This window comes from Paraburkholderia dipogonis, assembly GCF_042680985.1.
In the GTDB taxonomy this organism is placed as follows: Bacteria; Pseudomonadota; Gammaproteobacteria; order Burkholderiales; family Burkholderiaceae; genus Paraburkholderia; species Paraburkholderia phytofirmans.
Map to the genome: position 1 here is coordinate 161,201 of NZ_JBHUFR010000045.1, position 22,676 is coordinate 183,876.

Sequence of the window (22,676 nt, forward strand, 5' to 3'; positions counted from 1 at the left end):
GTGATGATTGACTGGTACGCAAAATACGTCATATACCTATCATGACGGGATGCTGCGATCGGAAAAATGTCGTCGATTTGGGCAAATTGAAACACCAACCGCCGATTTAATGTGCAATGATATTGACATATATGTGGACCGAGATGCAACATAGGGTGCGTTGATGCATTTAACCCGGTGTGCGCGTTGATTTGCGCGGCACCTTTCTTAACTGGTGAGCACGCTTTGGGAAGACTGAGTGCGAACGTTCGCGAGCGGGGCGGTGCTGGTGTTGCAACTGTCGCGCTGACGACGCCCGGCGCGATGCTACCGATAAGCGATATGGAGGAGATGTACAGTGGACTTTAAGAACCTTGTCCTGTCGATCCAGGACGGAGTCTCGAGAATCACCCTGAACAGACCTGAGAAACTGAATAGTCTCAACGAAGAAACAGTCGTTGAACTGAGTCAGGCAGTTGATGTGGTTGAACGCAGCCATGATGTTCGCGTGCTGCTACTGACGGGAACCGGTCGCGCCTTTTGCGCCGGGCAAGATCTGGACGATCCGGCCATGCACACGGTTGACGGGAAGCTCCCGGATATCGGTGCCATTGTCGAGCGGCATTTCAAGCCCCTGGTTCTGCGACTTCAGAATCTGAAGGTGCCGTCAATCGCGGCTGTGAACGGTCTTGCGGCGGGTGGTGGTGCCTCGCTTGCGCTGGCTTGCGATATTGTCGTTGCTGCTAAGTCCGCCTATTTTCTTCAGGCGTTCTCTAGGATTGGTCTGACTCCTGACACCGGAAGCACGTGGTTTCTGGCAAATAAGGTAGGAACCGCGCGCGCGATCGGCCTTACGTATCTCGCAGATAAACTCCCGGCCGAGAAAGCAGCGGAGTGGGGATTGATTTGGCAAGCACTGGATGATGCAGACTTTGTTGCGGGCACCGACAAACTTGCTGCGCATGTGGCTACGTTGCCAACCAGAGCTCTTGTACGGACCCGCGAACTTGTCTACGCTGCTCGCGGGCATACCTTGGAACAACAATTGTCGATGGAAGCAACGGCCATTCGGGAAATGGGGTGGCGGCAAGACTACCAGGAGGGTGTTCAGGCATTCCTAGATAAGCGGGCACCCCAGTTCACGGGGCAATAACAAGCTGGCCGTCTGATGATGTTTATTGCCAGCCGGCCACACTACACTTTCACTGGGGTCAAGCCGTCGATGTGCCGATTGCCATGCATCAGTCAATTCTTCTCGCCATGCATGGGTCCGTCGTTAGTAGCGGTCGAAGTTATCATTCGCGAAATTTGCGAGTGAGTCGTGGACTCATCTGTGAGCGTCGACATCAGCCAGATTGTTTGAGGCGTTGACCGAGCCACCTTCGTCAAGCTTCACGCCGTCCATGCCTTTATTAAGTTGGTTAAGGAAGTGAACAAGCGAGACTTTGTCGTCAAATCGAAAGCTGGCGAGTGCTTGCCGGTAGAACTCGTAGATTTTTGGCTGCAAACTGTCCCAAAACTCCCGTCCACTGTCCGTCAACACGACTTTCTTCGCGCGCCTGTCAACTGTATCTGTGACGCGCACTACATGCTCCTCGCGCTCCAGTCGTTTCAATACACCGTCGAGACTTTGGCGACTGACCACGAGATAGTCGGCCAGATCAGAGAAGGACATTCCGTCGGCGACTTGTGGGCGCGATAACGCACCCAGGACTGACCATTGAACCGTGGTTATGCCCAGTTCCTTGCTGGTCTGTCTATCAAGCGTGTTGCCCGCCTGGAACAGTCGAAAGAACAGACGGTTGTGGATGGACGAAACGGATTGATCGTACGAAGCGTCGAAGTTTGTCATGGCTGGTTTGGGAATCGCGCCGGGGCGCGGCTCTGGGCATTGTTTGCCTATTCTAAGGTGCCGCTTGACCAAAAGACTCAACTTGCTGATTCCTAGCTGCGCAACGTCGCATGCGTTGCACGTCCAATGCGACAGTTACGTGATATGGGCAAAGTTGATTCGAATGCTTATTGTACATCATACCGGCTCAGGCACCGGAATTTGCCGAAAATATATATCAAGATGTTGACGTAAATGTGTGCCTCGCCTAAAGTGTCTCTACGACGCAATACAACATGACGAGACATCCCCATGGCGAACTTTGACAGGATTCTGACCCCACTTAATGTCGGCTCCACTGTGCTCCCTAACCGAATGGTCATGGGCGCGATGCATACGCGACTGGAGACGCTTGACCGCCCCCACGAGCGCCTCGCCGCGTTCTATGGAACGCGTGCCGCCGGCGAGATTGGGTTGATCCTTGGTGGTGGTTTTTCGCCCAACCCCGAAGGAGTTATGGAGGAGGGCGGCCCACTGTTCAACAGCGCGTCGCAGATTGAAGAGCACCGTCTTGTCACTCAGGCTGTCCATGGCGCAGGAGGAAAAATCATCCTGCAGATTCTCCACGCCGGTCGATACGCCAAAGTACCGCATTGCGTCGCGCCGTCGAGTGGCAAAGCCCGAATCAACACCTTTTCGCCGCATGCATTGAACAATGAAGAGGCGTGGCGAACAATCGCGGACTTCGTTAATACCGCAGAGCTGGCGATAGAAGCCGGCTACGACGGGATCGAGGTGATGGGGTCAGAGGGATACCTGATCAATGAGTTCACTGCAGCGGTAACCAACCAGCGCGATGACGAATTCGGCGGCAGCTTCGAGGGGCGGATTCGGTTCCCGCTCGAAGTGGTGCGCGCCGTTCGTGCTCGACTTGGCGGAGCCCCGTTACTCATCTACCGGATTTCGTCCATCGACTTGATGGATGGCGGGATGCCCGCATCGGAAATCGCCGAATTCGCAAAGCAGGTCGAAGCGGCTGGTGCGGACCTGATCAATACAGGAGTCGGCTGGCACGAATCTGCGGTGCCTACCATAGCTGCATCCGTCCCTCGGGCTGCGTGGCGTGAGGCGATTCGCAACGTCAAACAGGCTGTCTCGATCCCGGTGATGGCCTCGAACAGAATCAATACGCCCGAGGTTGCGGAGGAATTGATTGCGTCCGGCGCGGCCGACCTCGTGTCAATGGCGCGACCGCTGCTAGCTGATCCCGATTTCGCGAAAAAGACCCGCCTCGGCATTGTCGACGAAATTAACACATGTATCGGTTGCAACCAGGCGTGCCTGGATCGTATTTTCACCGAGAGAACCGCGACTTGCCTCGTCAACCCGCGCGCGGGTCGGGAGATTGAGTTCCCGATGGGGAAGGCGTCCACGTTTAAGCGGCTCGCAGTCGTCGGTGGTGGTCCGGCTGGTATGGCCTTCTCAATCAATGCAGCCGAGCGTGGACATCAAGTGACCTTGTTCGAAGCCGAGTCGCGCCTGGGCGGCCAACTGAACATGGCGAAAGAAGTCCCGGGGAAGGCTGAGTTCAATGAAATGTTGCGCTACTTCAATGTGCGCCTTCATAAACTCGGTGTCACCGTACGACTAGGCGAGCCAGCGTCGGCTGATGAACTTGTTGCGGGAGGTTTCGATGAAGTCATCCTGGCAACCGGCGTGACGCCACGTGTCCCCGACTTCGTTGGTATTGACCACTTCAAGGCCGTCACCTACGTCGATGTGCTCACCGGTAAGGTCGTGGTGGGTTCGCGTGTAGCTATCATCGGCGCAGGAGGCATCGGCTTCGACGTCGCCGAATTTTTGCTGGGCGACGCAGAGGAGTCGCTCGACAGGCACGCGTTCTTCCGCGCGTGGGGCGTTGATCCGGAGAACATTCGTCATGGAGGGCTGACGTCAGGCCGTAGCCATGGCAAGCCCCGTCGAAGTGTCCATATGTTCCAGCGCAAAGACGAACCACTCGGAAAGCGACTGGGGAAATCTACCGGATGGATTCTAAAGGCACGATTGCGTAAGGCCAGTGTCACGATGATAGCCGGGGCTACGTACAACGCGATTGACGACGAAGGGCTGCACTACACGGTTGACGGGACCTCGCACGTTCTGCCAGTCGATCATGTGGTGCTTTGTGCAGGCCAAAATTCGAATCGCACGCTCTATGATGAGATCAAGGCTCGCGGACTGAATCCAAAGCTCATTGGCGGAGCTGACGTCGCGAGCGAGCTAGACGCTCTCCGTGCCATTGACCAGGCAACGCGATTGGCAGTCTCCCTATAGGCGGTTGTCGCCATCGCGGCGCTCATTCTGACAAGCATGGGTGACGCGAAATTCGCGGTCTTTCGAGCGGTCGTAATAATCAGGTTCTCGAAGTCGCTTAAAGCCAAGAGACAGCTACAGTAAATTTGGATGCCATATGAAATCGGCATACATCACTGGCCATGGTGGTAATGAAGTGGTCAAGGTCGGTGAAAGCCCGATGCCGATCCGGAAACCTGGCGAAGTGCTTGTCCAATTGCGAGCAGCAACCCTTAATCGCATCGATTTGTACATGCGCGACAGCGGAGCCGGTATTACGCACAGCCTCCCTCAGATTTTGGGACTGGACGGATCGGGCATTGTCCTGGAAGTTGACGACTCAGAGACTGTGTTGTCCCCTCAGCAACGCGTCGTCATCCACCCTGGAATCGCATGCGGACGTTGCGAGTATTGCCAGCGTGGAGAATCTGTCCTGTGTGCGTCAATCCAGTATATCGGTGAACATCGTGATGGAACGTTTGCTGACTACATCTGCTTGCCGGCGGCCAACGTGTTTCCAATGCCCGAAACGCTCGATTTTGCACAGGCAGCGGCTTTGGGAGTTAACCATCTGACAGCCTGGCGCATGCTTTTCACCAAGGCACAGTTCAAGCCGTGGGAAACGGTACTAATCTTTGGAATCGGCGGTGGGGTCTCGCTAGCCGCGCTGCAGTTGGTCAAATTGGCAGGCGGTCGCGCTATTGTCACATCGCGTGATCCCGGGAAATTGCAACGAGCATTGAAAATGGGCGCGGACGCGGCAGTCCATAGTGAAGTCGAGGATGTCGCCAAGGCGGTCATGGCAGCCACGGACGGGCGGGGCGTGGATGTGGTGATTGAAAATGTTGGTCAAGCTGTCTGGACCAACGCGTTGAGGTCTCTTGCCCGAGGCGGTCGCATTGTTACGTGCGGAGCCACATCAGGCGACCAACCATATGCCGACTTGCGTCGTATTTTTATCCGTCAGTTGCAGATTTTCGGGTCAACACTCGGAAGCCTTAACGAGTACAGGGATTTGTTGGGATTTGTAGCGCGAAATTCCCTACGACCCGTGATCGATTCGCACTATTCGCTACAGGATATTCACGTGGCACTCGACCGCTTGGCGTCGGGCAGCCAGTTTGGAAAGGTTGCCATTGCCATCAGCGAGTGACTTCGCTGGTCGACTACTGACCAATCGTTGGCTTACGAAACGCGTAAGCAAATACGCAGACCTCGTAAGGCCGGCTGCGGGCTATCCGCACGGACAATCAAAGCCGCGTGGTGACTAGTGGTCAACGGAGCCACATCAAGACTAGCAGGAACATTATGATTCGCGATCAGGAAACACTCACCATTCTTCTCGACTCGTTGTCGCGCTTTGTGCGCGAACGTCTCATGCCCGCCGAAAATGAAGTGGCGGAGACGGACGAAATTCCCCTCGATATCGTTCATGAAATGCGAGAGCTCGGTTTGTTTGGGCTCACGATCCCTGAGGAATTCGGCGGACTCGGATTGACAATGGAAGAGGAAGTGCTCGCGGCTATCGAGATCGCAAGAACTTCGCCCGCGTTCCGCTCGCTGATCGGTACGAACAACGGTATCGGCTCGCAAGGGATCATCATCGATGGCACCGAGGAGCAGAAGCTCCACTACCTGCCAAAGCTTGCGTCGGGCGAGTTGCTAGCTTCGTTCGCCCTGACTGAGCCCGGCTCCGGGTCTGATGCGGCGTCGCTTCGCACGACGGCTGTGCGCGACGGCGACCATTACGTGCTCAACGGCACCAAGCGCTTCATTACCAACGCACCGGAAGCGGGCATCTACACGGTGATGGCGCGCACGAATCCGGGCATCAAGGGAGCGGGGGGCGTTTCTGCATTCATCGTCGAAAAGGGCACGCCCGGTCTGTCCCTTGGCAAAAATGACAAGAAGATGGGGCAGAAGGGTGCACATACCTGCGACGTGATCCTCGAGAACTGCCGTGTTCCGGCGGCGAACATCATCGGAGGCAAGGAAGGTGTCGGCTTCAAGACCGCGATGAAGGTGCTCGATAAAGGCCGGCTGCATATCGCCGCGATCTGCGTAGGCGCGGCGGAGCGCATGCTCGACGACGCGTTGCGCTATGCGATGGAGCGCAAGCAGTTCGGCCAGCCTATCGCTGAATTCCAGCTGGTGCAGGCGATGCTCGCCGACAGCCGCGCGGAAATCTACGCTGCGCGTTCGATGGTGCTCGACGCTGCACGTCGGCGGGACAATAAGGAAGACGTTTCGACAGAGGCGTCGTGCTGCAAGTTGTTCGCATCAGAGATGTGCGGTCGCGTTGCGGATCGCGCAGTGCAGATTCATGGCGGCGCGGGCTATGTATCCGAATATGCCGTCGAGCGTTTCTACCGCGATGTGCGCCTCTTCCGCATTTACGAAGGTACGACGCAGATACAGCAACTCGTGATTGCGCGCAATATGATCCGTGACGCCAGCTGACTTAAGGTGAGGCACTGGCACGAATAGCGTGACCCTAAGAGATCTTCCGATTTAGCTGACGATCAACGCCAAGAGCTGACATGCTTACATCGATTCGTTCAAGGATTCTCCTTGCCTCAGTCGCTATTGTTTCAAGCGCTTTAGCGATCAACACGGCGTTGAACTACTTTGTCGCGAGCGCCTACAACCGCGATGCCACAAATCAAAGCCTTACGGCAGTATTGACTGGTCACGAAGCCGGTATCGAGGACTGGGTCGCTTCCAAGCGTCGGATGGTCTCATCGGCCGAAGACGTCGCATTGAGCAGTGACCCGGTTCCCGTCTTCCGGCGACTCGCGATGGCGGGCGGATTCAAGAACGTGTATGCCGGCTATGCTGACAGAACTGCCAGATTTTCTGACTCAACGGGCGTTCCACCTGGATACGATCCGACGACCCGACCGTGGTTTCGCCTGGCTGCAGAAGCGGGGCATGCTGTCGTTACACCGCCGTATGTAGACTCTGCAACTGGGCAACTTGTAGTCACGTTTGCTACTCCAATATTGCGCGATGGTTCTTTGAAGGGGGTTGTGTCCGGCGATGTCTCGATGGACGCAGTGGTAGCAAACGTCAAGTCTATCCATCCAACGCCAGCGAGCTTTGGAATGCTCGTAGATAGGGATGGGCACATTGTTGCTTATGCCGACCAGAAGCTGACCCTTAAGCCGCTGTCCGACCTCATGCCTGACCTGACCGTTGATGCACTCGCTGCTTCTGCAGCTAGTGCAGAGGTCGGACCACTCGAGGTGCACGTTGGTGGCTCCGCCAAGCTTGTCCGGGCGCGAGCAATCCCTGGTACCGATTGGTTCACAGTCGTTGCGCTCGACAAGTCTGAGGCTACAGCGGGTATTCGCTCTTTGATGCTGGTCTCATTGACATCGCTTGTCGCGATGGTTGCAATTGCCGCAGCTGTAGTAAGTGCTGTCACGGCCGTGACCTTTCGAGGACTCGCTCGAGTGCGGGATTCGATGGAAGCGATCGCCTTGGGTGACGGGGACCTTACTGTGCGTCTACCGGAAGCTGGGCGCGATGAAGTGGCTCAAATTGCCGGTTCTTACAATTCGTTCATCGGGAAGATGGGCGACGTGATTCGGCGCATTAAAGGAGCTAGCGACGCTGTACGTCACGCAGCAAGCGAGATCGCATCGGGCAATCATGACCTTTCACGACGAACGGAGATGGCGGCCGCGAATCTGCAACAGACAGCAGCGTCGATGGAGGAAATCACGTCGACCGTTACTCAGGCAGCAAACGCCGCACGTCAAGCCAACGAGACCGTGGCCATGGCCTCGAATTCTGCGCAGCGCGGTAGCTCAGTGGTTTCAAACGTCGTCTCGACTATGAACGAGATCGAAGGCGCCTCCAGTAAGATCAGCGATATTATCGGCGTAATCGACAGTATCGCTTTTCAAACTAACATCCTGGCGCTGAATGCGTCGGTTGAAGCCGCACGAGCCGGAGAAGAGGGGCGCGGGTTTGCTGTCGTTGCGGGTGAGGTGCGTACGCTTGCGCAGCGAAGTGCGCAGGCGGCCAAAGAGATCAAAGGATTGATTGATTCAAACGTTGCCAGTGTTTCCTCAGGTGCGGCTTTCGTTCATCAGGCCGGGCAGACGATGAATGACATTGTCACAGGAGTTTCCAACGTTACGACCATCATGAATGAAATCTCGAATGCTGCAGATGAACAGACACGTGGTATCCATGAGATTAACCGCGCAGTCTCCCAGCTTGATGAAATGGTTCAACAAAACGCAGCTTTGGTTGAACAATCGGCGGCTGCCGCATCTGCGCTACAGACGCAGGCTACAGATTTGGCATCCGCCGTGGACCAATTCAGGATTTCTTAAGGTCAAAGGCGATTGTACGCATAGTCAGGCATGGTCGCCCGATGAAGACTTTCGCCTCTTTGAGCGATGCGACGTTCGGAAGCATGAATTGCGATAAATCAGGTAAAAACCCTGGAGTGAATTGATGAAGGTTATCGTAGCGGTAAAGCGCGTGGTCGATTACAACGTGAAGGTTCGTGTGAAGTCGGACAACACGGGTGTCGACATCGCCAACGTGAAGATGTCGATGAATCCGTTCGACGAAATCGCCGTCGAAGAAGCTGTGCGTCTGAAGGAAACTGGCGTGGCGACGGAAGTGATCGCCGTGTCGGCGGGAGTGGCGCAATGTCAGGAAACGCTGCGCACGGCGCTGGCGATCGGCGCGGATCGCGCCATCCTGATCGAATCGGATGAAGAGTTGCAGCCGCTGGCTGTGGCGAAGCTGCTGAAGGCGCTGGTCGACAAGGAGCAGCCTTCGTTGGTGATTCTCGGCAAGCAGGCTATTGACGACGATTCCAACCAGACGGGCCAGATGCTGGCTGCGCTGGCGAATCTGCCGCAGGCGACGTTTGCATCGAAGGTGGTTGTGGCTGACGGCAAGGCAACGGTGTCGCGTGAAGTCGATGGCGGCGCGGAAACGTTGTCGCTCAAGCTGCCCGCAGTCGTCACGACCGATCTGCGCCTGAACGAGCCGCGTTATGTCACGCTGCCCAACATCATGAAGGCGAAAAAGAAGCCGCTGGAAACCGTGAAGCCCGAAGACCTGGGCGTCGATGTCACGCCGCGTCTGAAGACGCTAAAAGTCAGCGAGCCGCCGAAGCGTTCGGCTGGCGTGAAGGTGGCCGACGTGAAGACGCTGGTCGAGAAGCTCAAGACCGAAGCCAAGGTACTTTGATCTACGGAACGCGGAGACGAATGAAATGACGATTCTGGTAATTGCTGAACACGACAACGCGTCGATCAAGGCAGCGACGCTGAACACGGTGGCTGCCGCGCAGAAGATCGGCGGCGACGTTCATGTGCTGATCGCTGGTCACAACGCGCAAGGTGCGGCTGATGCGGCGGCGAAGGTCGCAGGCGTGGCGAAGGTCCTGTTGGTCGACGCGCCGCAACTGGCCGAAGGCCTCGCGGAAAACGTCGAGGCAACGGTGCTGAACATCGCGAAGGACTATTCGCACATCCTCGCGTCCGCGACTGCCTACGGCAAGAACATCGCGCCGCGCATCGCCGCGAAGCTCGACGTCGCGCAGATCAGCGACATCACAGCAGTCGATTCCGCCGACACGTTCGAGCGCCCGATCTACGCCGGTAACGCGATTGCGATCGTGCAATCGGCTGATCCGGTCAAGGTCATCACGGTGCGTGCAACGGGCTTCGATCCGGCGGCAGCGGAAGGCGGCAGGGCATCGGTAGAGAGGGTCGAAGCGGTGGCTGACGCAGGCATCTCGCAATTCGTGAGTCGCGAAGTGACGAAGTTCGACCGCCCGGAGCTGACGTCGGCGAACGTCATTGTGTCGGCTGGACGTGGTCTGGGCAGTGGCGAGAACTACACCAAGGTTCTGGAGCCGCTGGCTGACAAGCTGGGCGCAGCCATGGGTGCATCACGTGCCGCTGTCGACGCAGGCTACGTGCCGAACGACTATCAGGTCGGCCAAACGGGCAAGATCGTCGCGCCGCAACTGTACATTGCGGTTGGCATTTCGGGCGCGATCCAGCACCTGGCCGGTATGAAGGACTCGAAGGTCATCGTCGCGATCAACAAGGACGAAGAAGCGCCGATTTTCAGCGTCGCGGATTACGGTCTGGTCGGTGACTTGTTCGACGTAGTGCCGGAATTCACGGTCGCATTGGCATAGACCACAGATCGGTGTCACAGCGCGAACCGACTTGGCGGGATGGGCTCGCACGTCGGTTCGCCGTAGATACGCGCGAAACTACGCGCTAATACGGACATGCTTCCTCCGGGTTGTGTAACGGGGGAAACCGATACGCGGCACGCGTGAGCGCCGAATTGCATCGTCAATTCGTGGTAGAAGGCGCCTGACTGGCACTGATTCCGAGCAACATAAGTGCCTGGATAAAGCCGGTAGCGGTGGGTTCGGGAGCGCCGAGTGCGCATTCCGTGATGGCGTCACCCTCCAATGCACACATGAGCAGATGAGCAGCATGTTCGGACGATATGGTCGCTGGGTTGGCATTGGATACCCAATGTTCCTTCACAACCGTCTGAATCCAGTTAAGCTGTAGACGAAACAATCGTGCGATCTGGTTGCGCACGGAAACCGGTATTTCGGACCGCGCGGCCGCCAGTGCATGTGAAAGCGAAGGAATGCCTTCTTCAAAATCTTCGAAAAAGAGGCATGCAAAGGAGATCAGGCGGCTTTCTGCGTCCTGAAATTCGAGCCTGACGTCGCGGAGGGCGGACTCTGCGCGCTCGACCTTGTGCCGGATTAGCAAAGTGCAAAGATCTTCCTTGCTCGCAAAACCATTGGCTTCTGCGGCTTCTCCAGTCGTAAGCTCGGCGAGGCTGAACGCCAGATAGCCGCGTGTACGGATCAATCTCTCCGCATCGGTAAGGAGGTCTGCTCTATTAACGGTGTGCATCAAGCCTCACATGGCGGTCGATGAGCCTGTTGACGGGGTGTTTCACGGAAATCTGGCCTGCTTTCCCGATGCCCCCCTGAGCGTCAGTGGAAAGAATGATGTGCAGCCGAACAAACTGCCGACGGTCTCAGTGACACGTTGGACTTAAGCGAATACACGCGCCTCTCCAGTGCCCAAGAGATTGCTGGTGCATCTGCCGCAGATCGTCGGGTGAGTTTGATCTCGGCCAACGTCATCGCGCCAGTGCCAGCATCGATCGCATTTCGTTGCCCCCGAGGGCGCGACCTGTGTGGCGAGCTTGGTGGCCATCACCAGCTTTATGTTCGACGTCAACATAACAAAGCGCAGGTCATCTCCCAATGACTCAAGCAAGGCGAGGTCAGCGGGCTCAGCAGCAATCGTGAGCATGACTTGCAATGACGAGCCGACTTTTCCGTCGGAGCGCACCGCTTCAATCTCTTTGTTCACAAAATCGCGTATTTCACGGATGCGTTTCCATTTCAATAGCAACGTCTCGTCAACTGGTTGGAAGTTCCAGAACGTTTCGGTAAAAATGGATGGCGATGTGTCGGGTGCGAACACCTTCCATGCTTCTTCGGCCGTGAAGCTAAGATACGGCGCCATCCAGCGCAACATCGCATGAGTGAGATGCCACAGCGCCGTCTGAGCGGAGCGGCGTGCGTGGGACTTTGCGGCTGTCGTGTAGAGCCGATCCTTCAGGACGTCGAGATAGAACGCGCCAAGGTCTTCCGAGCAGAACACCTGAAGTTTGGCGACCACCGGGTGGAATTCAAATACCTCATAGTGCTGCAACATCTCACGCTGAAATTCCGAGGCACGTGAAAGTGCCCAACGGTCGATTTCGAGTAGTTGCTCAAAATGCACGGTGTCGTTCGCAGGATTGAAGTCGGTAGTGTTTGCGAGCAGAAAGCGCAACGTGTTGCGAATGCGGCGATAGGCGTCAACTACGCGCGCGAGAATTTTGTCGTCCCCGGCGATATCGCCGGCATAGTCCGAGGACGCAACCCACAAACGGACGATCTCCGCACCCAGTGTCGAGCTGATTTTCTGAGGCTCGATCCCATTGCCCACCGATTTGCTCATTTTTCGGCCTTGGCTGTCAACCGTAAAACCATGTGTGAGCAGACCACGGTATGGGGCACGGCCAAAGACGGCACAGGACAATAGCAATGAACTGTGGAACCAGCCACGGTGCTGGTCGTGACCTTCAAGATAAAGGTCTGCCTCCGGCCCCTCCTTGTGATACCCATCTGGATGTTGATCATGCAATACATGCCAGAAGGTCGATCCCGAGTCGAACCATACCTCAAGAATGTCGCTGCTCTTGATGTAATGCTTCGCCTCTTCTTCGCCTAGAATTTCCTCGGGCGTGACGCGGCTCCATGATTCAATCCCACCGTCTTCGATGATTTGCGCAGCCTGGTCCAGAATTTCCATCGTGCGAGGGTGCAGCTCGCCACTGTCGCTGTGCAGGAAGAACGGTAGAGGGACGCCCCAGTTTCGCTGACGACTGATGCACCAGTCGGGACGGTTGGCAATCATGTCGCGCAATCGGGCGCGCCCATTTTCGGGGAAGAAGCCAGTTTGATCGATTGCGTCAAGAGCCAACTGCCGGAGCGTGCGCGGTGCCTTGTCTGTGGTGAAGATACCTTCCCCATCATCCATGCGAACAAACCATTGCGGCGCAGCACGATAAATCACAGGCGTCTTGTGTCGCCAGCAATGCGGATAGCTGTGTGTAATCGTTTCGGCGGCGCACAGTCGCCGGGCGTTGGTCAGAGCCTCGATGATCTCCGGCACGGCTTTCCAGATACTCTGGCCGCCGAAAAGTGGAAAGTCGTGCGCGTACGATCCGTTGGTCTGTACAGGATTCAGGATGTCTTCGTACTTCATGCCGTGCGCAACGCACGTGTTGAAGTCGTCTACCCCGTATGCCGCTGAGCTATGTACGACACCTGTGCCGTCATCGGCTGTGGCGTAGTCTGCGAGGTATACCGGGCTTCGGCGCTCGTAACCCTGATGAATGTGCGCGAGCGGATGATGGAAGTGGATGCCGCCGAGTTTCTCGCCAGTGACCGTCGAAAGTACTTTTCCCGTCAGGCCATAGCGCACCAGACACTTTTCGACAAGCGATGCACCGAGTACAAGCAAGCCGCGCTCGGTGTCGACCAGTGAATACTCGAGAGTTGGGTTGACATTGAGTGCCTGGTTGGCGGGAATCGTCCACGCTGTTGTAGTCCAGATAACCGCATACGCTTCCTTCTGAAGGCTGGTCAAGCCGAAGGCACTCGCCAGACGTTCAGGTTCAGCGCATAGGAATGCAACATCGAGCGCGTCGCTCTTCTTGTTGGCATACTCGATCTCGAATTCTGCAAGTGACGATTTGCAGTCAAAGCACCAGTGAACGGGCTTCAACCCGCGATAGACGAATCCGCGTTCGATCACGCGTTTGAATGCCCGGATGACGCCAGCCTCGCTTACGGGATCCATCGTCGCATAGCGATTTTCCCAATCGGCCAGCACCCCGAGACGTTTGAAATCAGTCATCTGCTGCGCTATCTGCCCTGCAGCATAGGCGCGTCCCTTTGACTGCATGTCATCGCGATTCAGATTACGGCCATACTTTTTCTCGATCGCGTTTTCGATAGGCAGACCATGGCAATCCCAGCCGGGCACGTACGTCGCATTGAAGCCTTTGAGTTGACGTGCCTTCAGGATGATGTCCTTGAGTATCTTGTTGACGGCGTGACCCATATGTATCGCGCCGTTCGCATATGGAGGTCCGTCGTGGAGCACAAACAGTGGTGCGCCGCGTCGGGCTGCGCGGAGGGACTTATAAATGCCCTTGTCTTCCCAATCGTGTACCCAGCCCGGCTCACGTTTTGCGAGGTCGCCACGCATTGGGAAAGGCGTGTCAGGCAAATTCAGCGTTGAACGGTAATCGGGGCGTTGCTTGTCAGTCATGGGTGTCTGCTTCGAATGGGCGCGTAGCGTCGTCTGTTGGATCTCTGGTAGGTCCGCTCCGCACGTCACGAGTCGCGTAAGCATGAGCCGGTGTCCGCTCATACCCGTTTTCGAGATGTGGTTGAGTGCCGGCACAGCTGGCTAGCTGTGCGAGGAGGCAACCTCAAATATATCATGATCATGACGTTAATTGTCGAGCGTGTCGATGGAAGGGGTAGGCCTTTTGTATGGGGGAGAAAGACGCTCCGCCTATGGTTTTCCAGTTTATTTGGACTCTGGTCGGGTGTCTGGACCGATTCCGTATCCTTTCAATACAGGTAAGTATATTGATGGGATGCGTCGTGTGCGCACGTATTACGTACCCCCGCAGATGTGCCCTGATAGGAAATTGGCATGGAATGCCGATAAATATAATAATAGTGAAGTTTACTGCTAAATTGGCTCGAAAATGAGGCGGAAACGCAATCGCATGCCACAGGAAATGATATAAATTACCTCCTGTTGCAGGCGGAGGTCGCCGCCGCAAAAATGTGTTGGGGACAATATGGGCAAGCTACGCGAATCAATTATTAAATTCGACAAGCAGAACATTTAGATTGGCCATCGACATAGTTTCGGCATCGTGGAATCCATAGATCGGACGCCATGTTGACGCAGGACCGAGCCTGATACGACGGGTAAGCGTTCGTGCTTTAGAGCTGTGATTCGATCCGAGGGCCGCTCTAGCGTAGCCACGTATCCGTTCTTGTAAAAGCCTGCCAGCCAGGCTCATCTAGTTTTCGCTTCCATGTGCGTTAGAAGCTTAATAATCCCGGGTGGTAATGCCTGGGAGGTCTATTCGCACCCAGATCCATATCCATTTCAGCTTTGCCGGGCCTATGAAACTCACGTCTTCGCTTTACCTTGCAGCGATTTCAGCGTCGCTGATTACCTTCGGTGCGCCAGTGCACGCAGAACCTTTAAAGATCGCTGTTGCCGGTCCGATGAGCGGCTCGGTTGCGCAATACGGTGATATGGTAAAAGCGGGTGTACTCACGGCGATTGATCAAGTCAATGCAAATGGCGGCGCGAACGGAAACAAAATCGACGTTGTTTTCATGGACGACGCCTGCGAGCCCAAGCAGGCAGTGGCGGTCGCTAACAAGATTGTGAGTCAGGGAATCAAGTATGTGATTGGTCACCTGTGCTCAGGCTCGTCGATTCCGGCTTCTGACATTTACGAGAACGAAGGCATTGTCATGATCACGCCGTCGGCGACCGCGCCGCAGTTGACCGAAGGCAAAAAGCGCAAGTTCATCTTTCGTACGATAGGTCGTGACGACCAGCAAGGCCCGGCCGCTGCTCAATACATCATCATGAAGGTCAAGCCACGCAAGGTTGCTGTGCTCCATGACAAGCAGTCGTATGGTCAAGGCATCGCGTCGTCAGTGAAAAAGGACTTGGAGGCGGCAAAGATACCAGTCGTGATCTTTGAGGGGATTAACGCTGGCGATTCGGACTATTCAGCGATCATCACCAAGCTCAAGTCGCAAGGCGTCGATTTCGTCTACTTCGGCGGCTACCATCCTGAGATGGGGCTTCTGTTGCGTCAGGCTCGCGAGCAGGGCGTGAAAGCTCAATTCATGGGCCCTGAAGGCGTGGGTAATAAAGACGTGACTGCGATTGCTGGGCCTGCGTCGGAAGGGATGCTTGTAACGCTGCCAGCAGACTTCAGTACTGATCCCGCCAATGCCGGCGTGATGAAAGCGTTTGCTGACAAAAAGCGCGATGCGAACGGGCCGTTCCAGATGCCAGCATATGCGGCCATCAAGATCATCGCCGATTCGGTTTCGGGCGCAAAGTCCACAGATCCGACAAAAGTCGCCGAGTACATGCATCAACACACCTTCGATACCCCGATTGGCAAGGTGTCTTACGACGCGCAGGGCGACCTGAAAGCCTTCCGGTTCGTAGTCTATAAGTGGCATCAGGACGCGACGAAGACGGCGGCAAACTAATCGACATCACTCTTGGGCCCGACTCGCTTGTCACCATGCACCTGCATACCGGCATGTCGCCGTTCGCAGGCGCCAATCTGTTCACGCCAATCCGCAGGCGTCGGGCGTGGAAGTGGCGAAGTTTGGGCTAGCTAGCAACTGGGCGAGCTCAGAACAGCAGGTTTCCGTATGAACGAATTTTTTCCGCAGTTTGCTCAGCAGATGGTCAATGGTCTGACGCTGGGCGCCATCTATGCGTTGATCGCCATTGGTTATTCGATGGTCTACGGCATCATCGGCATGATCAATTTCGCACACGGCGAGATCTACATGATCGGTGCGTATGTCGGGCTTGTAATGTTGACCGCGATCGGTACTTCGTCAGGGTATCCGCTTCCGTTAGTGCTCGGCGTCGCATTGATCACCTCTGTTGTTGTGACGGCACTCTACGGCTTTGCAATTGAGCGCATCGCATACCGACCGCTTCGCGGAGGACCTCGTCTTGTGCCGCTGATTTCGGCGATCGGGATGTCGATCTTTCTGCAAAACTACGTACAGATAGGGCAGGGGGCGCGTGATGTCTCAGTCCCAGTACTGATATCAGGTGCGTTCGATATCAGGGTTGGAAGCGGCTTTGATGTGACCGTGCCGTATTCACGACTATTGATCGTTGGGGTAACGCTCGTATTGATGACTGCTCTGACGGTTTATATCAACCGCTCACGGATGGGCCGGGCATGTCGCGCCTGCGCAGAGGACATGAACATGGCCAATCTGCTTGGAATCGATACGAATCGGGTGATCTCTTTCACCTTCGTCCTGGGTGCGATGCTAGCTGCGGTGGGTGGCGTTCTGATTGGATTGACCATCGGGAAGCTGAATCCGTACATCGGGTTCATCGCAGGCGTTAAGGCATTCACGGCTGCCGTGCTCGGCGGAATCGGAAGTATCCCGGGTGCGATGCTGGGTGGTGTCTTGCTTGGTCTCGCAGAAACCTTGGCTTCGGGCTACATGCCGGCCGAGTACAAGGACGTGGTCGCTTTCGGTCTCCTTGTTCTCATCCTGCTATTTCGGCCGACTGGGTTGCTGGGTAAGTCAGATGTCGAGAAGGTTTGAGGAGTTGTAGATGAGTCACATCGTTACCCCCGTCAGCACCCCGCTAATCGGCGATACGTTCGCGCGGTCCTTGAAGAGCGCGCTCACAGCTTCCGTTCTCACTGCCGTTCTGACAACTCCGATTCTTGGCCTGCAGCTAAAGCTTGAAGGCTATCGGGTAGTGTTGGAGTCGCATTGGCGCCCCGTGTGGATTGCAATGCTGGTTGTCTTTGTATTTCAGCTATCCAGGCCAGGATTTGCGTACGTAAGCAATCGTGTACGTATGCCTGCTTTTCCTGCGTTCAATGCACGGCAGCAACGGATCATAGTGTGGATGCTTTTTGGAATCGGTCTCGTATGGCCATTTTTCGGTGAACGAGGATCCGTTGATGTTGCGACGCTTGCGCTGATTTATGTGATTCTCGGGCTGGGACTTAACATTGTCGTCGGTTTTGCGGGATTGCTTGATCTCGGCTATGTAGGCTTCTACGCGATCGGTGGCTATACCTATGCGCTCTTGAATCAGCACTTTGGGTTGGGTTTCTGGGAGTGCCTTCCGCTGGCCGCAGCGGCATCTGCGTTATTCGGATTTATTTTAGGGTTCCCGGTGTTGCGACTGCGCGGTGACTACCTCGCAATCGTCACGCTTGGTTTTGGAGAGATCATCCGATTGCTGGCCAACAACTTCACCGGGTTGACGGGCGGTCCGGACGGGATTTCTGGTATCGCAAAGCCAACTGTGTTTGGTTTCGAAATGGCCAGAAGTGCAACGGTAGAGGGCGCGAAGACTTTCCACGAACTCATCGGCCTCGAGTATCGCAGCGAGCACATGGTGATTTTCCTCTATCTGGTCGCGCTCTTTCTGGTGGGAATCACGTTGTTCGTGACGGGACGTCTCATCCGCATGCCCATGGGACGCGCGTGGGAAGCGCTGCGCGACGACGAGATTGCTTGCCGCTCACTTGGCCTGAATCCGACCCGCATAAAACTGTCTGCGTTTACTCTTGGCGCATCGTTCGCCGGCCTAGCCGGTGCGTTCTTCGCGGCACGTCAGGGGCTTGTGACCCCGGAGTCGTTCACCTTTATAGAATCCGCACTCATTCTGGCAATCGTCGTGCTCGGTGGCATGGGTTCCCAACTGGGTGTGATCCTTGCTGCAATTCTTTTGACTGTCTTGCCGGAAGTCGCTCGCGGCTTCGCAGAGTACCGGATGCTGATATTTGGCCTTGTGATGATCCTGATGATGATGTGGCGACCACAGGGGCTTTTGCCGGCAATCCGCCAACACGTGGAGTTGCAGTAATGACGGCACATGCAGACGTACTGCAGGTGAAGGGCCTGGAGATGCGGTTTGGTGGACTACTGGCGGTCGACGGAGTCGGCTTCGAAGTTCGCCGCAACGAAGTATTCGCGATTATTGGCCCGAATGGCGCCGGTAAGACAACGGTGTTCAACTGTGTCGGCGGATTCTATAGGCCAACTTCAGGTAGCGTCATCATTGATGGGCATCAGATTGCTGGCGCTTCGAGTCACCAGATTGCCCGCAAGGGACTGGTGCGCACATTTCAGAACATTCGGCTCTTCAGGTCGATGACGGTCGTTGAGAATCTATTGGTCGCCCAGCACCGGCAGGTGAAATCCGGACTTCTTCACGGGCTTTTCGCGACGTCCGGATATCGGAAGGCGGAGAGGGAAGCACTCGCGCGTGCTGCTAAATGGCTTGAGCGAATGAAGCTGTTGAAGGTTGCGAACCGTCCGGCTGGAACACTTTCGTATGGACTCCAGCGCCGCCTCGAGATTGCGCGTTGCATGATCACAAACCCCCGCCTCTTGATGCTCGACGAACCGGCGGCCGGTCTCAATCCTCAGGAGAAGATCGATTTACAGCAACTTATCGAACAGTTGCGAAGGGAGTTTGGCGTCTCGGTGCTGCTCATTGAGCATGATATGAGCCTCGTGATGGGCGTATCAGACCGGATTCTCGTTATGGAGCAAGGACGTCCCATCGTGACCGGCACACCGGAGGAGGTCCGTACCGATCCGCGTGTGATCAGAGCATACCTGGGAGAGGAATAATGCTGAAACTTGAACGGGTCCACACGCATTACGGAGCGATTGAGGCGCTGTCGGGGGTTTCCATTGAGGTCAACGAGGGCGAGATTGTCACTTTGATTGGCAGTAACGGTGCCGGTAAGACGACACTATTGATGACCGTCTGCGGCAACCCACGTGCGTCGAGCGGGCGTGTGATATTCCAGGGGCACGATATTGCGGGCCTCAAGACGCATGAGATTATGCGTCAGGGGCTCGCGATTTCACCTGAGGGGCGGCGTGTCTTCCCGAGTCTCACCGTGCTCGATAATCTCAAGATGGGTGGATTTTTTGCAAGCAAGGATGAAGTCCACGCGGGTATCGATCACGTTTTTCGGCTATTTCCACGGCTGAAAGAGCGTTCCGCGCAACCGGCCGGAACGATGTCTGGCGGTGAACAGCAAATGCTCGCAATCGGGCGTGCATTGATGAGTCGGCCCCGTCTCTTGTTGCTTGACGAGCCCACCCTCGGGCTCGCGCCGCTGGTCATTTCGCAGATTTTTGACATCATCAGGGCGATCCGCGACGAGGGGGTTACGGTGTTTCTCGTTGAACAGAATGCTCGCAAGGCTTTGCAGGTGGCCGATCGTGGCTATGTTCTCGAAACGGGGAAAGTGGTGCTGGCAGATACAGGCAGGAATCTGTTGGCCAACGACCGTATCAGAAAGGCGTACCTCGGTGCATGAGACACGTATTCACGTTTTTATGTTTGGTGTGTCCAGAAAGCATGATTTTGCTGAGGGGGCGCGTCGCAAAGCCGGAACGGGGTGTGGGTCGACGAACGAATAGCGATTCGCGTGATCACTGCTAGGACGGTACGTGGACACCATCTACAGCATGCGCGTGTTCGTTCGTGTTGCCCACACTGGCAGTTTCACGGCGGCGGCTGAAGTCATGCAAATAGCAACCGGGCGTGCGTCACGAGCTGTATCCCAGCTTGAGAATCGTTTGCGCACACGCTTATTAAATCGGAGTACGCGTCGACTTGCGCTGACCCAGGCTGGTCAACGATATTTCGAGCAATGCAACGAGATTCTCGCCATTATCGACCAGGCGGAAGCGGAGGCAAGGGAATCACAAGTCAGACCATCAGGTAATCTCAGAATCTATGCGCCGACCGGACTAGGTCAACACTACATTGTCAAGGCCATAGGACTCTACCGAAGCCGTTATCCGGAGGTGCACGTCCAGCTAACGTTAGGGCAGCGTCTACCCGACCTCGTAAATGAGGGGTATGACACCGTCGTCGCGGCGGCTGTGGAATTGCCCGATTCTGGATTGATTTCACAAAAGGTCGGTACCACATTCAGTATCGTGTGTGCATCTCGGTCCTACACGGAAAGACACGGTATCCCTCAAATCCCGGTAGACCTGCGAAACCACAGTTGCCTCCAGCTAAACACCTGCGCTTTTGTTGGCGACGCGTGGGTCCTCGAGGGGGAGGCTGATGAGCAGAGCATCCGTTTGGGTAAGCCGAGCCTTGAGGTCAATACCACAGAAGCACTCGTGTCGGCGGTACGGGAGGGGCTCGGCGTCGGGTTAATACCCCTGCACTCAGCTGTCGGTGGCTTACTCAGTACCGAATTCGAGTGGATCTTGCGCGAATATCGGTCGCAGAGGATTGACGTGTTCGCGTTGTACCCATCACGTCGATATATCGACGCAAAGATACGCACATGGGTCGATTTCTTATCTGAGACATTGCCGGCCATGCTGGCTTGCGATCAGGAAAAGGCACTCCAGCTTGGATTCTCGTGAAGCTGGTTTGCGGACCCCTTAGCGCGGGGTTGATATCCGTCACACCTGCCATGAGAGGGCATGCTCTCGACAAGAGGGTCAAGTCGCGATGGCATCGAATGCCAATCGTGAAGTCGATAACTGATCACGATGCCAATAGATAAGTAGGGTTGAGCAATAAAGACCGCAAATTCCAATCGTAAAGGCATAGAATGTTTCGCGATATCTGACTGTTGTGAAGCAAGGAGTTTGCTGTGGAAATGTCTCAGGCGTGTGCGGTTCAGGGGAGCCCCGGGCAAGGTTTCAATGAATTTCGTAGGGGATTGATCCGTTCCCTCCCTATGGCCGCCGCGATGGTGCCGTTTGCGTTGGTTCTTGGTGCGCAGGCTATTCAGAAGGGATTGAGCGTATTTGAGGTCCCGTTGATGACGGGGTTGAATTTTGCCGGGGGATCGGAATTTGCGGCTGTCGGCCTGTGGACGTCGCCACCGCATGTGCTGCTGATCACAGCCATCACATTGCTGCTCAATTGCCGCCATATATTGATGGGGGCAACCCTCACACCGTATCTCGCACGCTTGTCAAAGCGCCGCGCGATGACCGCGCTCTTCCTGATGTGCGACGAAAGCTGGGCCATGGGATTGGCTGATGCCGAGGCGAGTTCATCGAACGTCAAACGTCGTGTATTCAGCGTTCTCTACTATGTGGGGTGCTCAGCGTCACTCTACGTGACGTGGGTCGCCTTCACCACGGTCGGTGCAGTAATCGGGCCTACGTTGGGCGATGTTGATCGGTACGGATTCGACATGGCGTTTCCCGCCGTCTTTCTCGTGATTTTGCGGGGAATGTGGAAGGGCTATCGTGCAGCGCGTCCGTGGTTAGTTAGTCTCTTAGCGGCAGTGGCTACATATTTGCTGATTCCCGGTGCATGGTACGTAGCGGCAGGAGCCTCTGCTGGAGTGGTAAGTGCATATGTTCTTGGGGTGGAGAAATGATTGACCTGACAACGCTGATGACGATAATCGCCATGGCCTTGGTGACTTATGGTACGCGGGTTGGAGGTTATCTTTTATTGAGAAATCGAACCTTGAATGCCAGAACGATGGCTGTTATGGAGGCTGCGCCCGGATGCGTTTTGATCTCAGTAATCGCGCCAAACTTCGCATCGACTAACCCCGCTGACTTGTTGTCGCTTGCGATTACGTTGATTGCGGCTACGCGCCTGTCGATTTTTCCGACGGTGATGACGGGTATCGTTTCTGCAGCTTTATTGCGACAAATATTGGGCTAGTTTTGATTTGTCGAGTGGGGCGAAATCAGTTGAGGATATCCAGCCGCGCTTGCAGAGGTGCACGCTCGGTCGGGGAGCTAGGCTGGCGGCGAGGCCGAGTATTGTCATCTCCACCTCGCAATCTTGGCAGCTAGATCGAAGGTACGAGTGATGCACGCGCAAACAACATCGGGGGGAGTGCACCAGACAAATCACAAAACTTGTTCTGGTATCAGGTCCAACTAACCATCCTTAGAGATCTTTCGGGCAAACGAGTCCTATATCAAGCGTTAAAGCTGAAGGCTATCCGGTTCAGTGGGATGCAACTCAGTTCACCGGCTTTCCGTCCTGAGGGGCCCCCACTCGGTCGTGCGGCACGAGCTAGACGAGGGGCCCGACTGATCCAATCAATACAAAAGTCATGACGATCT

General features: G+C 55.8%; 18 protein-coding genes. 15 read left to right on the forward strand and 3 right to left on the reverse strand.

Annotation, left to right across the window (positions count from 1 at the left end; translation table 11 throughout):
* The first annotated feature begins 337 nt into the window (after positions 1–337).
* A complete protein-coding gene (locus tag ACFSNN_RS39340; RefSeq protein WP_134465222.1) occupies positions 338–1,132 on the forward strand; it encodes an enoyl-CoA hydratase-related protein in 795 nt (264 codons plus the stop codon).
* Between the two features lie 174 nt (positions 1,133–1,306).
* Here the strand turns inward: ACFSNN_RS39340 and ACFSNN_RS39345 are convergent, their stop codons facing one another.
* Positions 1,307–1,831, reverse strand: coding sequence for a MarR family winged helix-turn-helix transcriptional regulator (locus ACFSNN_RS39345; protein ID WP_134465221.1), 525 nt, complete (start codon positions 1,829–1,831; stop codon positions 1,307–1,309).
* Between the two features lie 291 nt (positions 1,832–2,122).
* Between ACFSNN_RS39345 and ACFSNN_RS39350 the strand changes: the two genes are divergently transcribed.
* The 6 genes from ACFSNN_RS39350 to ACFSNN_RS39375 all read left to right on the forward strand — a co-directional run bounded on the left by ACFSNN_RS39350 (position 2,123) and on the right by ACFSNN_RS39375 (position 10,343).
* Entirely contained in the window at positions 2,123–4,144 is a 2,022-nt protein-coding gene (locus ACFSNN_RS39350) for an oxidoreductase (protein ID WP_134465220.1), read from the forward strand.
* Positions 4,145–4,280: 136 nt separating this feature from the next.
* Positions 4,281–5,315, forward strand: coding sequence for a zinc-binding dehydrogenase (locus tag ACFSNN_RS39355; RefSeq protein ID WP_134465219.1), 1,035 nt, complete (start codon positions 4,281–4,283; stop codon positions 5,313–5,315).
* 155 nt (positions 5,316–5,470) lie between these two features.
* Positions 5,471–6,622 (forward strand): acyl-CoA dehydrogenase family protein, encoded by a 1,152-nt coding sequence (locus ACFSNN_RS39360; RefSeq protein ID WP_134465218.1) that lies wholly within the window; start codon positions 5,471–5,473, stop codon positions 6,620–6,622.
* A gap of 80 nt (positions 6,623–6,702) precedes the next feature.
* Positions 6,703–8,508 carry a methyl-accepting chemotaxis protein gene (locus ACFSNN_RS39365; protein ID WP_134465217.1) on the forward strand — a complete coding sequence of 602 codons (1,806 nt, stop codon included), beginning with the start codon at positions 6,703–6,705 and terminating at the stop codon, positions 8,506–8,508.
* 124 nt (positions 8,509–8,632) lie between these two features.
* Positions 8,633–9,382 carry an electron transfer flavoprotein subunit beta/FixA family protein gene (locus ACFSNN_RS39370; RefSeq protein ID WP_134465216.1) on the forward strand — a complete coding sequence of 250 codons (750 nt, stop codon included), beginning with the start codon at positions 8,633–8,635 and terminating at the stop codon, positions 9,380–9,382.
* 25 nt (positions 9,383–9,407) lie between these two features.
* On the forward strand, positions 9,408–10,343 hold the full coding sequence (locus tag ACFSNN_RS39375) for an electron transfer flavoprotein subunit alpha/FixB family protein (protein ID WP_134465215.1): 936 nt from the start codon (positions 9,408–9,410) through the stop codon (positions 10,341–10,343).
* A gap of 163 nt (positions 10,344–10,506) precedes the next feature.
* On the opposite strand, the gene ACFSNN_RS39380 is transcribed toward ACFSNN_RS39375, so the two are convergent.
* Complete coding sequence (locus ACFSNN_RS39380; RefSeq protein WP_134465214.1) at positions 10,507–11,091, reverse strand: TetR/AcrR family transcriptional regulator; 585 nt, start codon at positions 11,089–11,091, stop codon at positions 10,507–10,509.
* A gap of 144 nt (positions 11,092–11,235) precedes the next feature.
* Positions 11,236–14,076: an isoleucine--tRNA ligase gene (gene ileS / locus ACFSNN_RS39385; protein WP_134465213.1), complete on the reverse strand. Its 2,841-nt coding sequence runs from the start codon at positions 14,074–14,076 to the stop codon at positions 11,236–11,238.
* A gap of 878 nt (positions 14,077–14,954) precedes the next feature.
* Between ileS and ACFSNN_RS39390 the strand changes: the two genes are divergently transcribed.
* From ACFSNN_RS39390 to ACFSNN_RS39425, 8 genes are all read left to right on the forward strand, one after another.
* The gene (locus ACFSNN_RS39390; protein WP_134465212.1) at positions 14,955–16,073 is read left to right on the forward strand and encodes a branched-chain amino acid ABC transporter substrate-binding protein; all 1,119 of its coding nucleotides are present in this window, start codon (positions 14,955–14,957) and stop codon (positions 16,071–16,073) included.
* Positions 16,074–16,241: 168 nt separating this feature from the next.
* Positions 16,242–17,168, forward strand: coding sequence for a high-affinity branched-chain amino acid ABC transporter permease LivH (gene livH / locus ACFSNN_RS39395; RefSeq protein WP_134465211.1), 927 nt, complete (start codon positions 16,242–16,244; stop codon positions 17,166–17,168).
* Between the two features lie 10 nt (positions 17,169–17,178).
* Positions 17,179–18,450: a high-affinity branched-chain amino acid ABC transporter permease LivM gene (locus tag ACFSNN_RS39400; protein ID WP_134465210.1), complete on the forward strand. Its 1,272-nt coding sequence runs from the start codon at positions 17,179–17,181 to the stop codon at positions 18,448–18,450.
* Entirely contained in the window at positions 18,450–19,223 is a 774-nt protein-coding gene (gene livG, locus ACFSNN_RS39405) for a high-affinity branched-chain amino acid ABC transporter ATP-binding protein LivG (RefSeq protein WP_134465209.1), read from the forward strand. Before ACFSNN_RS39400 ends, livG begins: the two co-directional genes overlap by 1 nt.
* Positions 19,223–19,924, forward strand: coding sequence for an ABC transporter ATP-binding protein (locus tag ACFSNN_RS39410; RefSeq protein ID WP_134465208.1), 702 nt, complete (start codon positions 19,223–19,225; stop codon positions 19,922–19,924). The genes livG and ACFSNN_RS39410 overlap by 1 nt, the downstream gene beginning before the upstream one ends.
* A 133-nt stretch (positions 19,925–20,057) precedes the next feature.
* Positions 20,058–20,996 carry a LysR family transcriptional regulator gene (locus ACFSNN_RS39415; RefSeq protein ID WP_134465207.1) on the forward strand — a complete coding sequence of 313 codons (939 nt, stop codon included), beginning with the start codon at positions 20,058–20,060 and terminating at the stop codon, positions 20,994–20,996.
* Positions 20,997–21,235: 239 nt separating this feature from the next.
* Positions 21,236–21,970: an AzlC family ABC transporter permease gene (locus ACFSNN_RS39420; RefSeq protein WP_134465640.1), complete on the forward strand. Its 735-nt coding sequence runs from the start codon at positions 21,236–21,238 to the stop codon at positions 21,968–21,970.
* Positions 21,967–22,266 carry an AzlD family protein gene (locus ACFSNN_RS39425; RefSeq protein WP_134465206.1) on the forward strand — a complete coding sequence of 100 codons (300 nt, stop codon included), beginning with the start codon at positions 21,967–21,969 and terminating at the stop codon, positions 22,264–22,266. Before ACFSNN_RS39420 ends, ACFSNN_RS39425 begins: the two co-directional genes overlap by 4 nt.
* The last annotated feature ends 410 nt before the right edge of the window (positions 22,267–22,676 follow it).

What these genes read in the sequence shown, in the direction of transcription:
- ACFSNN_RS39390 (WP_134465212.1), top strand. Translation starts at nt 14,955, where the DNA reads ATGAAACTCACGTCTTCGCTTTACCTTGCAGCGATTTCAGCGTCGCTG.
- livG (WP_134465209.1), top strand. Translation starts at nt 18,450, where the DNA reads ATGACGGCACATGCAGACGTACTGCAGGTGAAGGGCCTGGAGATGCGG.
- ACFSNN_RS39365 (WP_134465217.1), top strand. Translation starts at nt 6,703, where the DNA reads ATGCTTACATCGATTCGTTCAAGGATTCTCCTTGCCTCAGTCGCTATT.
- ACFSNN_RS39380 (WP_134465214.1), bottom strand. Translation starts at nt 11,091, where the DNA reads ATGCACACCGTTAATAGAGCAGACCTCCTTACCGATGCGGAGAGATTG.
- ACFSNN_RS39360 (WP_134465218.1), top strand. Translation starts at nt 5,471, where the DNA reads ATGATTCGCGATCAGGAAACACTCACCATTCTTCTCGACTCGTTGTCG.
- ileS (WP_134465213.1), bottom strand. Translation starts at nt 14,076, where the DNA reads ATGACTGACAAGCAACGCCCCGATTACCGTTCAACGCTGAATTTGCCT.
- ACFSNN_RS39420 (WP_134465640.1), top strand. Translation starts at nt 21,236, where the DNA reads ATGTCTCAGGCGTGTGCGGTTCAGGGGAGCCCCGGGCAAGGTTTCAAT.
- ACFSNN_RS39370 (WP_134465216.1), top strand. Translation starts at nt 8,633, where the DNA reads ATGAAGGTTATCGTAGCGGTAAAGCGCGTGGTCGATTACAACGTGAAG.
- ACFSNN_RS39355 (WP_134465219.1), top strand. Translation starts at nt 4,281, where the DNA reads ATGAAATCGGCATACATCACTGGCCATGGTGGTAATGAAGTGGTCAAG.
- ACFSNN_RS39345 (WP_134465221.1), bottom strand. Translation starts at nt 1,831, where the DNA reads ATGACAAACTTCGACGCTTCGTACGATCAATCCGTTTCGTCCATCCAC.
- ACFSNN_RS39425 (WP_134465206.1), top strand. Translation starts at nt 21,967, where the DNA reads ATGATTGACCTGACAACGCTGATGACGATAATCGCCATGGCCTTGGTG.
- livH (WP_134465211.1), top strand. Translation starts at nt 16,242, where the DNA reads ATGAACGAATTTTTTCCGCAGTTTGCTCAGCAGATGGTCAATGGTCTG.
- ACFSNN_RS39400 (WP_134465210.1), top strand. Translation starts at nt 17,179, where the DNA reads ATGAGTCACATCGTTACCCCCGTCAGCACCCCGCTAATCGGCGATACG.
- ACFSNN_RS39410 (WP_134465208.1), top strand. Translation starts at nt 19,223, where the DNA reads ATGCTGAAACTTGAACGGGTCCACACGCATTACGGAGCGATTGAGGCG.
- ACFSNN_RS39350 (WP_134465220.1), top strand. Translation starts at nt 2,123, where the DNA reads ATGGCGAACTTTGACAGGATTCTGACCCCACTTAATGTCGGCTCCACT.
- ACFSNN_RS39375 (WP_134465215.1), top strand. Translation starts at nt 9,408, where the DNA reads ATGACGATTCTGGTAATTGCTGAACACGACAACGCGTCGATCAAGGCA.